The sequence below is a fragment of the Prosthecobacter sp. genome (genome assembly GCF_044227185.1).
Taxonomy (GTDB): Bacteria; Verrucomicrobiota; Verrucomicrobiia; order Verrucomicrobiales; family Verrucomicrobiaceae; genus Prosthecobacter.
Window position 1 is genome coordinate 292,522 of record NZ_JBGAFO010000007.1, and the last position, 15,526, is coordinate 308,047.

The 15,526-nt window shown below is 64.1% G+C and carries 3 protein-coding genes; 2 read left to right on the forward strand and 1 reads right to left on the reverse strand.

Annotated elements, in window-relative coordinates:
- Nucleotides 1-26: 26 nt before the first annotated feature.
- The gene (locus ACILSQ_RS18000; RefSeq protein WP_395745037.1) at nt 27-563 is read right to left on the reverse strand and encodes a YkgJ family cysteine cluster protein; all 537 of its coding nucleotides are present in this window, start codon (nt 561-563) and stop codon (nt 27-29) included.
- 81 nt (nt 564-644) lie between these two features.
- Between ACILSQ_RS18000 and ACILSQ_RS18005 the strand changes: the two genes are divergently transcribed.
- Nucleotides 645-7,307: a hypothetical protein gene (locus ACILSQ_RS18005; protein ID WP_395745038.1), complete on the forward strand. Its 6,663-nt coding sequence runs from the start codon at nt 645-647 to the stop codon at nt 7,305-7,307.
- Nucleotides 7,308-7,384: 77 nt separating this feature from the next.
- A complete protein-coding gene (locus tag ACILSQ_RS18010) occupies nt 7,385-15,523 on the forward strand; it encodes a tetratricopeptide repeat protein (protein WP_395745039.1) in 8,139 nt (2,712 codons plus the stop codon).
- The last annotated feature ends 3 nt before the right edge of the window (nt 15,524-15,526 follow it).

Here is a 15,526-nt window from a genome sequence, read left to right on the forward strand (position 1 = left end):
GTAGATTCGCACGCCGAACGATTCCGTCAATGAGAATTCGGTGGCAGGCGGAATTCGCGGTTCAATCGCAGCTTCAATTTCCGCATCGTTTCATCGAGTTCTTCGCGCACGCTGAGAAGCTCCGGCTCGAGTGCGGCATTCACCGGCGTGGACATCACACGCTCGTATCTTTCCACCAGCGCCTGGCCGTCTTCACGCAGGCCGCATTGCCCGATCAAATGCTTCACCTGCTCCACCATCGCGCGCGTTTCCACGATCATGGTCATCGCGTCCGGCGCGGTGGTTTCGCCATTTTCCAGACGGTGCAGTTGCTGGCAGTTGAAGAGGCGGCAGCGCACGGGCCGCCTGTCATAAACGGTGCAGCGCTTTTCCACCAGCGCGGAGCAGGGCTGCTCCATGTGGTACTCGCCATCGCGGCAGCGAATCTTGAGCCCCAGCCTTCCCAGCTCCGCGGGCACCTCCCCCGGCTGCATGCGCACGATCTGAAACATCGTGCCGTCACAGCACATCCCGCACGCCGCGCAGAGGCGCGACGCTGCTTCGGTGAATGAGGAGTTCTGCATTTCCCGCAGCTAATCAAGATTCAGAGCGCGGAGCAACCTTCTTCCTTGTCAACCGCACCGCGGTTCCGTTAAAAGCCAGTCATGCAGAGGAGCGCCGCCTTTTTATTTCTGCTGCTGCCCCTCAGCAGCCTGGCCGAGCCTGCGATCCCGCCCTCCGTGCAAAAGTATCTGGAGGTGCTGCGCAAGCGTCCGGAACCGGGCACGATCTTTGAGCGCTTTTACGCCGCGTGGATGGAAGAGGGCAGCGCCGCGAGCCTGCTGGAACATCTTTCCGCGCAGGCAGCGCGGCCCGGGGCCGCGGCGGCCGATCATCTCATCCTCGCCCTGCTGCACAGCCATCGCGGTGATGACCACGAAGCGCTCACGTCCTACCATGCAGCGCTGCAGCTTGACGCCAGGAATGCCAGCGCGTGGCTTGAATGCGCGCGCATCGAGATGCGGCTGCTGGATTTCACGTCGGCGCTTGCCTCGCTGGAGAAAGCGGAAGCGGCCGGGCCAACGGAAGCACTCGCGCTTGATCTGGCCCGGCTCAAAGGCCGCGTGCTGCTGCGCCTGGAGCGCAACGACGAGGCCCTGGCCCTGTGGCATGAGATGGTCAGGAAGAACGGGGACCATCAAGACCTGATCGAGGAAATCATCGACTGGTTTGCCGATGAGGCGCAGTACGAGGCCGCCATTGAAGCCGCCCGGGCGCTGGTGAAACGCACGCGCGATCCCCTGGCGCGCACGCTGCGCCAGCTTCGGCTGGCGGATATTTTGCTGATGGCGGACCGCAGCGATGAATCTCTGAGCGTGCTGGACACCGCTTTTGCGGCCACGGGTGCGGAGACGTGGATCGAGGCGGATGTCTTGAGCCGGATTGATCGTGTCTTCCGCATGACGGACGACATTGAGGGGCTGGAGAAACACCTCGCGGAGCTGGCGCATTCCAACCCGCAGCGTGTCACTCTGGGCTGGCAGCACACGCTGCTGCTGGCGACCACCGGCCATGCGGGGGAAGCGCTGAGCGCCGCACGAACTCTGCTGAAGGCGAACCCGGGAAGGCGCGATCTGCAGGATCAGTTTTTAGACCTGCTCGATTCGCTCAATCAGCCGCAGGAAGCCGTGGCGCAGGCACAAGCCCTCTCGCGGCAGAATCCCGCGGACAAAGAGCTGCTCATCCGGCTGGCGGGGCTGCAGCAGCGCGCGAAGGACCCTGCCGCCGCCTCCGCCACGCTCGAATCCTATGTCACTGCGGCGGGGGTGGATGAAGCGGCGCTGCTGAGAGCCGCCCGCTTGCAGGAGAGCTGGGAGACGAGTCCCGCCAAAGGCGAGCCGCCCGCGTTCAAAGCCTATGCACGCCTGCGCAGCGCCTTTCCAGAAAGCCTGTCCGCGCAGGAGGCCTGCGCTCATTATCTGCACCGCAGCGGGCGGCGGGAGGAGGCGCTGGCGCTGTGGAAAAGCCTGGCGAAAAACGCAGCGCCGGAGGGCCTGCTGCGCATGGCCCAGGCGCTGCAGGCACGCCAGGAGCCGCGCGCCGCGCTGGACATCCTCACCGCACGCGAGGCGGAGCTCTCCCAGCAGCCGCGCTTTCTGGCACTGCTGGTGCAGAGCGCCCTCGCCAATGAGGAATTCGAGCGCGCCCTGCCCTGGGCGCTGGCCCGGCTGCGGCTGATGCGTGAGGCCGACGGAATCGAAGACGCGATGACGCCGCTGCGAACGCTGCTTCAAACGACGCACAGCGCGCGCGCGCCGGCGCTGATGAAAGAGCTGCGGCAGGAGGCCGCTCTTACGATCCAGAACCGCTGCCTGCTGGCCATGCTTCTCAATGAAAGCGGTGATGCCCCAGCGGCCGCGCAGACTCTTATGGCGGCGCCTGCCGCGGATGCGCCCACCGCTTTGATGCAGCTCACGAAGCTTCAGCAAAGCAACCGAGACTGGGCCGGCGCCGCGCAGACACTGAAGAAGGTGCTTGCCCTTCCGAACGCGCGCACGGCCGCGCGGCTGCAGCTTCTGGTGGATGTGCTGCGGCGCGCCGGGCAGCCTGCGAAAGCGCTGGAGCAGATTCCCGAATGGAAAAAACTCACTCCTTCCGCCATCGAGCCCTGGCTGGTGGAGGCGCGCGTGCTGGGAGAACTGCAGCGGGCCCCGGATGCGCTCAAGGTGCTGCGGCAGGCCGTGCGGAAGTTTCCAGATGCCGCGGAGACCGCCCACGCCTATGCCACCGCCTGCCTGGGGGCGGGAGATGCCGAGGAGGCCGAGCGCATCTATCTGGCGCTCTACGAGAAGACCACGGACACCGCAGCGCGCCTGCGGCTTCTGCCGCCCCTGGCGCAGGCGGCGCAGCAGCACCAGGCGCTGCCGCGTCTGGTGGAAAACTTTCAGCGCCGGCAGCAGCAAAACCGCGCCTCCGCCTTTCCATGGCTGGCGCTGGCGGAGATCCACCGCGCCACACAGAACCGGGAAGCGCGGCTGCGCTGCCTCTATGAAGCCTCACGCCTGCGGCCTCAGGATCTGGAGCTGCTGCTGGAGATAGCGCGCCATGAAGAAACGGAAGGGCTGTACCCGGAGGCGATCCGCACGCTGGAGGCCGCGGCGAGGCTGGACAAAAGCACCAAGGTCAGAGAGCGCCTCGCGAAACTGCAGATCGAAAACGGTGATCCTGATGCGGGCTACCGCCTGCTGTTTGACCTCGCGGGCGGCGGCCAGATGAGCCCGGAAGCGGTGGAGCAGATCGCCGATGCCATGGCGCTCCGCGGAGACTGGAAAAACATTCCTGCCCTGCTGCAGCCCCTTCTTGAAAAACATCCGCGCCACTACCGGCTTCATTACCTGTGCGGCGTGGCCCAGGAGGAAAGCGGGCAGGAGAATGCGGCGCTGGCGACCTTTCTGCATGTGATGGACATGCACGAAGAGATTCCCGGAACACCGCCCGCTGTCCCATCAGGAGACATGAGGTCACTGCCGGCCGGAACTGAAGACTGGATGCGGTTTGCCGATTCGGCCACCACGGCATATGCCTACCAGCAGCAGGGCAGAGAACTGCGCTACGCGTGGCGCCAGAACGTTTCGGCACAGGCCTCCTTGATCGCGCTGCCTGTGAATGTGCTGCAGTCACCCGCGTTTGCCCTGGCGCATGCTCTGCGAATCACGAGCCATCTTCCGCCCGATGAGCAGCAGCGGATTGTGACGCAGCTCAGGCGCACCGGGATCGCGGACGCGCCTTTGCTTCTGGAGGCGGAGCTTTCTCCCGCCGGATTTGGCATCACGCCCGAGCTGCTGGCCGCACACCCGGAGCATGCCGCGCTGCACGCGGCCTGGCTGCTGGGCCATGGAGATGAATGGCACCCCGGCGAACTCGACCGCTGTTTTGAACTCTTCAAAAATCAGCACCCTGACCTCTCCCTCTTTGCTGCAAACGAGGTGCTGCAAAAGGAGGCTGTGGAAAATGGCGAGCTTTGGATCACACGCCTGATCCACCTGGCCTCCTCGCTGACGCGTTTTGACCACCGTGAGTGGGAATCGCTGGCACATCTGCTGTTGTCCCAGTTTCCAGAGCTGAGCTCCCCGCCGAAGGAGCCGGCCGCCTACCTCACCCCGGAAGAGACCCAGGAATGCATCGCCCTCCTGCACCGGTGGATGCGGAAAGACGCCGGCCTGAAGGACGTGCGCGACATCATTCCTGTCTTCATTGCCCACGAGCGCTGGGAGGCCGCCATCGATGGCTTTGAACGCATGTTCGAACTCTCCGCCGGGGCTGGCACACCAGTGCCCCTGCCCTCCCCCGCCGGCATGGCGGGTCAGCCCTACAGCCGCTGGAACGCACGCCCCCTGCCTCTCATCGCGGCGGACACAGGCATGCCAGCAGACATGGTCGAAGTTCTCGTCCCCATGCTGGAGACCCTGGATGAGGAGGCGGACGCGGCAGCGGCGGAGTCCACCAGTCTTCTGGCACCGCTGTTTCACATGATCGCCGCTGGAAAGGACAGGCGGAAGGTTCAAGAATTTCAAGACGCTGTGCGGCGTCGTTCGGCAGACGTGCATGACGCGCGGCTGCGGTTGTTCCTGCGGCTTCTTGCGGGTGATGCACGGGCTCTGCTGGCAGAGCAGGAGGCTGGTGCGCAGAGATCCAAGGCCAGCCTCCAGGAGGTTTTGTTCACCGGCTGGCTTCACCAGTTTTTCGAAGAAGATCAGAAGGCTCTCGGGATGTTTAACCGCGCGGCCGGGCTCACCAGAGATGCCCGGCTTCTGGAGCACCTGGACTCCGCCTGCCTCTCCCTGGCGATGAAACTGCAGCAACCCGAGGGCAGCCTGGAACTGCCACCCCATACCCTGCGGAGGGTTCTCGACCGCCTTCTCAAAGAGGCCCGCACGGCTGTGGAGAAAACGGAGCTGGTGACTTTTCTGCAAGGACTTGGTCTTCACGAAGAGGCGGAACGGCTGCTGCCGTCCATTCCGGAGACGCCCGCGATGGCACTGCTGCGCAGTCCCGCACCCAACCACCGGAATCCCTACTCCAGCCTGCTTTCCACGGGGCGACATGGCGGCACCCAGGACCTCCTTGACCGCTTCTTGCTCGGAGACCAGGACGCGCTCGCCCTTACCGAGGCCTGCCGGCGGGCGCGCTGGCTGGCCGCCCGCTGGCTGGCGACTGGCTCCGGCGGTGACGAGAAGGCAGAAATGGCCACCATGCTCATCAAGCTGGGCATGCATAATCTCCGCGAGTCCTTTCTCATCCGGCTGCAGACGGATGCCCGTACCAACTGGGAGAGGCGCGTGGACTACGCCGCCGTGCTGGAGATGCAACATGCCCACGGCAAGGTACTTCAGAACAACGACGGCTCCCGCACCCTTTCCCTGGAGGAACTGCGCTCCCATGCCATTCAGGAATATGAGGCCGTCCTCGCCGCCAATCCACAGGCGCAAAATGCCCGCCGCCACCTCGTCCTGGCGCTGGCACTGGAAGATGGCGCCACGGCGCTCAGGCACTGGAAGGCGCTGCCCGAGCCGCTGCAGCCTGCCCTGCTTTTTCCCCTCATCGACAAGGCCCGCAATACGCAGGACGCCACACAGGTGACGGAGATGACGCGCTTTATCACGACGTGGTTGAAAGGCCAGGATCCCGCGCGGCCGCTGCCCTACCAGACCAAGGACCGGATGGCTTTCGTTTTGCAAGAGATTGAAGAAGGCAAAAGCTGGCCGTCGGTGGATGAAGTTTTTGGCCCCGGCAGGTCCGGGCATGGAAACGACCGCTGGAACTTTGATGCGAGCGGCGCGCTCAAGCTCACCCAACCTCTGCGCCGTCAGCGCAACGAGCGGCGCATCGCCCATGAAGCGCTGTGCCGCGCGATGATGCGCTTCCCGGAACTCGCGGAGATGGGCTTCGCGCCACTTGCGGGACTGGCCATCTTTGAGCAGCGGGACCTGCCCGGCATGGAGCAGCTGGCGCTGCAGATCCTGGCACTGCGCGGCTCAGTGTCCCCCGTACAACGCCAGGCGGCGCCGCGCCCGCCACCCGCAGGGAGCAACCGGTTGTTTGAAGGCGACTTCAGAATCGCCAGTCCACCAGCCGCGTTCTTTGCCACCTGGAACGCCGTGCGGCGAGGAGATGCCGCCCTGCTGGAAAACGTCATCTATCCCGCCATCCTGAAAGCAGACGGGCAGCCCATGCTCGACTTCTGCCGCGAGTATGCGGGCATCGTTCTGGCAGATGACGCCGACTTTTCCACCGCCGCAGGCGCCTGGGTGAACCGCTGGGTGCCGGTGAGCTATGCATCCTCGGAAGCATTCAGTGACGGCGGCATGGTGCATGAAGTGGTGCGGATGTGGGAGGCGCGCCCAAATGCCGCCCCGCTGGATGATCTTTTCCTGCCTTACAAGGCGGTGCCGATCGCCCCCCGGGACGCGATGGACAACAACCCGCTGATTCTGGCTCCCACACCCTATGTGGATGCGCTGCTCAAACGCGACCCTGCGGAACTGCGCCGCTTCCTGCTGCGCATCCGCGAGGCCTGGATCAGCCCGGATGCGGAAGTGCGGCGGCAGGCCATGAAACGCCACCTGGCCCATGAGGCAAGCGGGAAAGCTCATCGAGACACCCAGACGGAGCGCGCTGCCGGAAGCTTCCTGGAATGGCTGAACTACCTGATGCAAAACCGGGGCAGCCAGGCTGCTTTTGAAGCTGCTGCTGAAGACGGCGCTCTGGACGCCAAGGAGCGGGTGCAGAACGTCATCGAGGAAAAGGAGTCTGTGCAAAGCTCCGGCGAGTTCATGATCCTGCTGCGCCACTTCGGGTATCTCCAGGGCGGGAAGGGAAAGCGCGTGCTGTCAGAGTCGTGGGACGAACCTGGCCATGCGCTCTGGCTGGCACGCAGATTCCGCGAAACAAAAGAGGACGCACGCATCGTGGCTCTTCTGGGCAGCCACCAGCCGGCGGGATTCGACACGGACCTCCTGCAGGCGATGTTCATGCATGAAGAGATTAAGTCCTTCCATCTCGGAGGAAGGCCCGTGTCCCTGGTCCCTCCGCCTGAGAGCGCCCTGCTGACACGGCGCGAGATGGCGTACCGACTGGTGATTTTACACTACGCCACGGAGATCGCCGCCATGCCGGTGGAGGAGCGGAAGACCCTCGGCTCCTTCCTGCAATCGGAGCAACCGCGTCTGATGCGGCTGTCCGCCGGTGACCCAGAACTCAGGCAAGCCCTGGAACCTGTGACGCAGGCCTCCAGGCCGGATGGAGAAAAGGCTGACGCTGCGCGCTAAGCCGCCGCGGCGCCGGTCGTCCAAGAATTCGCCCTCCGTCCTTGCCAAGATCGTCTCCGTTCCGGTAAAAGCGGGACATGCTTTTTCGTGTCGCATTCTGCCTGCTGGTGCTTTGCGTCCCTCTTTCGGCACAGCAACCTCCTCAGGTGGTTCCGGCACCCGCGCAGCGCTATTGGAACATCCTGGTCAAACGTCCTGAGCCAGGCACCGTCTTTGAGCGGTTTTATGCCGCATGGCTGGAGGAAGGCACGGTGGGGGAGCTTGAGCAGTTTCTGCTGGTACGGGCCGGCAGGGCAGATGCCTCCGCGACGGATCATCTCATTCTGGCCGTCTTGCATGCCCATCGTGGTGATGATCCCCAAGCGCTCCTCTCCTACCAGGCGGCGCTCAAGCTCAGTCCAGGAAATGCCAGCGCGTGGATCGAGTGCTCGCGCATCGAGTCACGCGCGCTGGATTTCAAGGCCGCGCTGGAGTCGCTTGACCATGCGGAGGAGGCCGGGGCTGAAGACTCGCAGAAGGTGGAGATCGGCCGGCTGCGCGGGCGGGCGCTGCTGCGTCTTGGCAAGAGTGAGGAGGCGCTCAAGGTTTGGAAATCTCTCATCGCCGCCGATGCAGATGACGAGGATTTGCAGGAGGAGATCATCGACCTCCTCGTGGATGAAGGGCAGCTTGAGACGGCGCTGGAGGCCGCACGCGCCCTTGTTTTGCGCAGCCGCGATCCCCTCGCCAAGACGATGCGGCAGCTCCGGCTGGCGGACATTCTGCTGCTGGCGGGGCGCGGTGACGAGGCATTGAGCGCTCTCGACGCCGCCTTTGAGGCCACCGGCGCCGACTCCTGGATCGAAGGTGACATTCTCGCGCGCATCGACCGCCTCTTCCGCATGAAGGATGATGTGAGCGGTCTGCAGAAGCATCTGGCGATGCTCACAAAGGCGCATCCGCAAAGGGTTGCGCTGGCCTGGCAGCACACGCTGCTGCTGGCCGCCACCGGCCAGAAGAATGAGGCGCTGCAAAGCGCGCGCGCCCTGCTGCAGTCCAGCCCTGGCCGCCGGGATCTGCGGGATGGCTTTCTCGATTTGCTCGAATCGGTGGATCTTCCCAAGGAAGCGGCGGAGCAGGCGAAGCTTCTCGTCTCTCAAAATCCGGAGGACAAGGATCTGCGATTCCGGCTTGCCGCCTTGCAGCATCGCGCTGGGGAGGACGCGGCGGCGCTGGCCACACTGGAATCCATGGGTGCGCCTGCCGGCGCGAATGAGGCTGACCTGCTGCGCATCGCACGTTTGCTGGAGAGCTGGGAAGAACTGCCTGCCAAAGCGGACTCCCCGGCTGCCGCGGCCTTTCTCCGCCTCGCCACCAGCTTCCCGCAAAGCATCGCCGCCCAGGAGGCGCGGGCCCAGTATTTGCACCGCACGGGCCAGCGTGAGGAGGCTCTCGGCATCTGGCGGCGGCTGGCGAAAACGGCCGCGCTGGAGGATCTTCTGCGCATCGCGCAGGGGTTGCAGGCGAGGACCGAATCACGCTACGCGCTGGATGTGCTGCACGAGCGTGAGAAGGACTTCGCCACACAGCCGCGCTTCCTCGCCTTGCTGGTGCACCAGCTCATCGCCAACGAGGAGCATGAGCGCGCACTTCCCCTGGCACGTGCGCACCTGCGGCTCATGCAGGACGCGGACGGCATTGAGAACTCCTTGAAGAACCTTCTCGTGCTGCTGCGCTGTGACGAGACGAAGCTTGTCCCGCCTTTGCTCAACGAGCTCCAGCAGCAGACCTCTCTCACTTTGCAGGAACGGTGCCTGTTCGCCGCAGTGCTGGAACTTTCCGGTAAAAATTCCGAGGCGGAGACTGTACTCAGCTCCGCGCCTGCGGAGGACTCGCTGGTCGCCCTCACGCGGCTCTCTCACTTGTACCAGTTCCGCCAGGACTGGACCCAAGCGCTGCAAACTCTGCAGCGCGTGCTTGCGCTTCCTGGCGGGCGCACTAGCGGCACGCTCCAGCGCATGGTGGAGCTGTGCCGCCGCGCCCTGCTGCCGGAGGAGGCGCGCAAGTACATCGCCGAATGGAAAGCTGTTTCTCCGGGCGCCGTGGCGCCATGGCTCACAGAGGCGCGGGTGCTCAAGGACAGCTTTCACGAGGAGGCCGCCCTCAAGGTCCTCCAACTGGCGCGGCGCAAATTTCCGGACGCCGCGGAGGTGGCCTCCGCCTGCGCCCAGGCCTGTCTGGATGCCGGCCAGGCGGAGGAGGCGGAGCGCATCTACCTGTCCCTCTATGAAAAGACGACGGATCCGGTGTCGCGGCTGCGACTTCTCCCAGTGCTGGCCGGGGCGGCGCAAAGTCATGGGGGACTGCGGGATTTGATCCAAAACTTTTCCCAGCGGCAGAAGCAAAATCGCGCCTCCGCGCACCCCTGGCTGGCGCTGGCGGAGATCCACCGCGCCACGGGCAGCGATGAAGAACACCGGCGCTGCCTCTATGAAGCCTCACGCCTGCGGCCTAAGGACCTGGGGCTCCTGCTTGAGATCGCCCGCAGCGAAGAAGCCGCCGGACTCACCGCGGAAGCCCTGCGCTCCCTCGAAGCCGCCGCAAAGCTGGACAAGACGACGCGCACGCGGGTGCACATGGCGCGTCTGCAAATTGAAGAAGGCAACGCCGATGCCGGCTACCGCATGCTCTTTGAACTCGCAGGTGGCAGCCAGATGGACGCACGAGCACGGGAGCAGATGGCGGACACGATCGCGGAAGAGGGGGAATGGGAGCGCGTCATCACCTTTCTGGAGCCCGCGCTGGAAAAACACTCCGGCGACTACCGTCTGCACTATCTCCATGGAGTGGCCCTGGAGGAGGCCGGACGCGAAAAGGAAGCCGCCGGCGCCTTCCTCCGAATTCTCGGCATGGACGAGGAGCTGCCGGGCGTGGTGAGCACCGGCGGCAGCATCGGCACGCAGGACCAGCGTACCAAACGCCACCTCCCGCCAGACGCGGAGAGGTGGCTGGCGCTTCCCAGCATGAGACAACCTGCCTATGCGCACCGCCAGAATTCCAGGAGCCGTTCACACAGGAGTTCCTCCACCTTTTTCGGCCAGCCAGCCAGCGCGGGGGTGGGCCCAGGATTCATCGAGCATGCGTCTGACGTCACCGTTTCTCATGAGTTCGCCCTGGTTCATCTTTTGCAGATGGTGAGCGGCTGGGACGCCCAGGAGAGGGCATGGCTGGGGCAGCAGATGGCGCAGGCTGGAGTCGATGACGCCGCGCTGCTGCTGGAGGCGGCGGAAACTTCGCCCCAGTTCATCATCTCACCCGGCATGCTGGCGAATCATCCGCGAAACCTCACGCTGCACGCCATGTGGCTTGTTCAGGAGCAGCCGGGTGATCCGGAGGAGATGCTGCCGTTGTATGAAAACGCCTGGAACCTTTTTCAGATGAGCTATCCCGATCTAGCCTGCCGTGCCGCGCAGAGGGCCATGGCCGTCGCGGGTGAAAACTCCCATCTGTGGCAGAAGCGCTTTCTCGATCTCATTCAAACCATGCCGCAGGCTGATGTGGGGACGTTTTACGCCACCCTTTCCATGCTGCGGGACCCTGCGGGCTCCAACAATGAAACCACCGCGCCGCGCCTGGGTCCCGAAGCCATCCACCAGATTTCTGGCAGACTCTTGAAATGGTACCAGGCACGTCCGGAGGTCGTGGATGGCGGTATTTTGACCAGCGCACTGGTGATGGCCGCCAACTGGGATGCCGTGGTGGCCGCAGTGAAGACTACACTGCAAACGCCGCACCCGCTGCCCGCCCCACGAACCGTCTTCGCGCCCTACGGCCGTCCCTTCAACCCTGGATTCAATTTCCAGCCGCAGCCGCTCCCCATGCCGCCTGAACTGGGGGCCGGCCTGAACCATTTAGCCTTCATCCCCGGCATGACCACGGAGCGCGACCCCACGCAGGATTCCCAGGAGCCGACCGAGGAAATCCAACGGCGCCTGCAGGAGATCCGCGACGGCCTGCGCCCCCACATTGACCCAGAGGATGATGAGCGGGTGCGGATCATTCTCCGCATCATCTGCGGTGAGAAGGCCGCCCTCGAAAAAACAAGCGCCGCAATTTTGCAGAAGGCGGACGCCACCGCGGACGAATGCGTCACCGCCGCCTGGCTGGCGCAGTGGAACCGCAAGACCGCGGAGGCGCTGACCCACCTTTCTCGGGCGCTGAAACTGACCACGGCCTCCCAGGAGCGCCTTTCCATAGAAAGTGCTATTTTATACCACACGCAGCTCCTTGTTGAGGAGGAGAGCGACAAGGCCAGGGCCGCCCCTGCGCTCGCGCAGGCCTCCACGCTGCTCCAGGCCCGTCTGCAAAAGACGAAGATTCGTGAAGAGCAGGACCAGATCGTGCGATTCATGGCCGGCCTCGGCCTGAACAGGGAGGCGGAGGCGGCACGGGCCGGACAGAACCGCCTGAGCGCCGCCCCTCCGAGCAGCCCTCCCGCGGTGACCAATCCATACTCCAGGATGCGCAGCACAGGCCAGCCGCGGCGGCAGGCGCCGAAAACCCCGGCGCAGCTCGTGAAGGAAGGCCAGGGAGAGCGCGTGGTGAATGACATCGTACGGCAGCTCCGTGCCGCCATCCGGCAGATGGTCTCTTCATCAGATCCCACAGCGCAAGCACCCAGGGTTCGGCAGATCATCGCCCAGGCCACCGAACTGGGCCTGTGGGGCCAGGTGACGGAGACTCTGCGCGGCTCGGCCGGCACCGGGTGGCGCTCCCATCTCGAAAATGCCGTCCTGCTGGAAAACGACCCCAAGAACCCAGCCGCGGCGCTGGCGGAGCACCGTGTGGTGGTGGGCATGAACCCGCGCGCCCACTTCTCCCAGGTCCGGCTCGCCATACAGCTCACCATTGATGGTCACTATGCGGAGGCGGCAGAGCACTGGCGCAGCCTCCCTGCCCCGCTGCAGGAAACCATGCTGCCCGGCCTTCTTCGGGAATGCTCCCAACACCAAAACTCCGCCACCTCCATCTCCGGCCTGCTGTGCGCGTGGCTGAAGGGGGTGGACTCTGGACAGATGCTTTCCGCGAGCATCATTCATCTGATGGAGCAAGCGCTGGTGAATATTCAGGCTGGCAGCCGTAACACGCCCCCGCTGTACCAGCCGCGGGAAGGCGACGACCTGACCTTCGCGCTGAAGCATGAGTGGCATACTGACGGCGGCAAAGCGCGCGCGGAACGACGCCGGGCGCATGACGACCTGTGCCGGGCCATGCTGCAGAGACCTGAGGCCGCGGCGGTGGCGTTCGGCCCCTTCGCCGGGCTGATCATCCAAGACGGTGATCCAAAACAGCTCGCAGCGCTGGAAGCCACCGCCATCGACCTCCTCACACGTCTCGACACGCCGCGCGTCAGAAGCAGGCTTTCAGCCTTCGGTTTTCCCGGAGACGGCCAGGCGTGGGATCAAAGGGCGCTCAGGTTGTTCGGCAGCGCCGACTGCATCCCCATGCCGGACGCCGCCCTGTTTCTCGCGCTGAATGCGGCGCGGCGCGGCGACTCCCATGCGCTGGATGAGACCATGCCTTTGATCACCCGTGTGCAGGGAGCACAGCGGGCCGCCTCTTTGAAAGGCTACGCCAGGCTGCTGATGGTGCCGGAGAAGGAATTTCCCGCCGCCGCCGCCCAGTGGCTCCAGCAGCAGCCCGTGAACGACCTTTACCATGAGGACAGCGCACACGAGGAAATTCTGCGCCTGTGGGTGAAACGCAAAATCGACGTTTCGCTGGATGAACTTTTTCTGCCCGAAAGACCAGCCGCCGCCGGCTACAAGATACCACCGGCCATCTCCGCCTATGTGGAGGCCCTGAGCAGGCGTCATTCTGATCTTCTGCACGGCTATGTGCGAAAGCTGCGGGATCGATGGCTCGGTCAAAACGAGGCCACGCGGCGGGAGGCGGCGGCACGGTGGCTGGCGTGCCTAAAGGACCAGGGCTCCCGTGACAAGAATCACCAGCCGCCCCCCTCAGAGAAGGCCCTTGAGGCCTATGCCAAGTGGCTGCAGCGCCTCCTTCAAAGCCGCTACTGCCTCGGCCTGTTTGACCTCGCGGTCGAGGATGGCCTGGCTGATTCTTCCGAGTGGCTGAGTCCGGTCATACGACACTACTCCGACCAAAAGGAGATCGTCACACCGGGTGATCTGCTGCATTTCGCCCATTGCGTGGGCTTCCTCGGCGAAGGCGCTTCCTTCCGTCCCTATTTGGAGAATGAAAACTCCCGAGCCACCTGGCTTGGACAGACGGCGAGCTCGTTTCGGGAACACTCGGACGAAGCGCGGATCAACGCCACGCTGGAACTCATCAGCCGATGCAAGCCGACTCTGGGGATGGACCTGCTTCAGGCGCTGCTTTTAAAGAGCCGCGATACGCAGCTGCGCCTCAATGGCAGGCCCATGCCCTTTCCCGTTGGCGCCCTCCCGCCCGATGAGTACGAACGGGGCGCCGCCCTGCGCAGCGCCGCGCTGCTCTTTGTGCTGGAACGACATGCGTCTGAGATCAAGACGCTGTCAGAGGCGGGCCGGCGGGAGCTCTCCGCTCTTCTCCATGAGGAGCTGCAGGGCTACCCCTATCCGGGATGCCTGGGCGAGGCACTCACGAGGTCGCTCGCGCCGCTGGTCGATGCTGAAAACGCCGAGCTCATTCGGAAGGCCGGGCGGCTGCTGGCGATCCCATCTTTGATGGAACTCTCCCGGCGGGAGCCTCATTTTGTCCAGAGTCTGGAGCCGCTGCTGCGCGAAGTGGCCCGGGTCGCTCCGGACAAGGCATGCGAGGTGGTGCGTCACGTGGCCGGTCTCATTCGTGCCGCCCCAGAGGCAGCCCAGGCTTCATCGCACGGCAGCGGGGGCGGGCTCGTTCATGAGCTGGTCATGTCTCTGGGCCAGATCCCCCAGCTTTACAGCACCGTGGCGGGGCTGGCTGACGAAGCGGGCATCCCCCACCTGCACAACTGGTCGGGCTGGATGCTCTTCGACTTCGACAAAGTCGTGAAGGACCCGTCCTGGGGAGTGTCCTGGTTTACCGCGACTCCATTCGTGGCGGACACGGAACATTTTCGGGATTTTTCAATCGACAGCCCGCTCTGCTCATCGCTGATTTTCCACTTGGTGGGCAGCGCTGAAAACCACCCCGAAACCAAGGCGGCCATCATTGATCATTTGAAAAGGCAGCCTGCCACCTTTGGAACGGATCTGGTGCTGGCGTTGTTTGAGTTCGATCCGGAGAGCCGGCCCGGCTCATCCCCTCTTGAAAAATTTATGCTCAAACACGGGAGTGAGTTTCCCAGGCTCCATCCAGGCACCGCCACCAGCCTGACCGCCCTGTTTAAAACACTCCTGCCCTCTCTGTGGGAGGCGAAGAAAACCGGTCCGGATCTGTCCAAAGCGCTTCGATCCCTGCGCGACGCCGATGCCAGAGACTTTGAAGATGAAATCTCCCGCTGGCTGGCCATGAAAGAACTCGGCGGGCTCAGCATCGAAATCCATGAAACCATCCGCCACGCTGAGCGCCTGCTGGACAGGCTCGCGCAATCGGACCTGCCCCGCGCGACGGCTTTTTTAGATCACATGGCGCAGCTCTTCGTCCAGGAGGAGATCTCAAAAACACGCGGCGCACAGGTCCAGGTTTCGGCCGATAAAACACTCGTGGCCCTCTGGCTGCAGCATTCCGCCGCGGTTCCCGAGCTGTTTGCAGACGTCATGCGGCGCGCCACTGAGTGCGGTGTCGTCGGGAATCCTTCCTGGAGGCAGGCCGTCCTCGTCCGTCTCACTGACGTGCAGCACCTGCTCGACCAGCCGGCGCGATTCCTGACACGCATGGAGGCCGCCCATGTGCTGGACCCCGCGGCCACCTTTGATCCGCAATCTTTTCCGGAGGAAAAAGAAAAGCCCACGCTGCTGGAGGCATGGATCCCGGTCCTCTCCCATTGGCCTGAATTGAAACCGTTCACCGCCAGTCATCGGCCCAAGGTTTTTGGAGCGGACCTGATCCGCCTTCTTGCAGTCACCGCCCCCAACGAAGCGGACATCCGGGCCTTTGCGAAAGCTCATGCGGACGAGATCGCCGCCTGCACGCCCGAGCAGCAAAAGATCATCGCCGCGCTGCTGCGCCGCCTCGGTTTCGAAAAAATCGCCTCGCCGCACATTCCGGCGCTGAAGGATGAGTTTGGAGCTGGAGTAAAAGATTAAGAA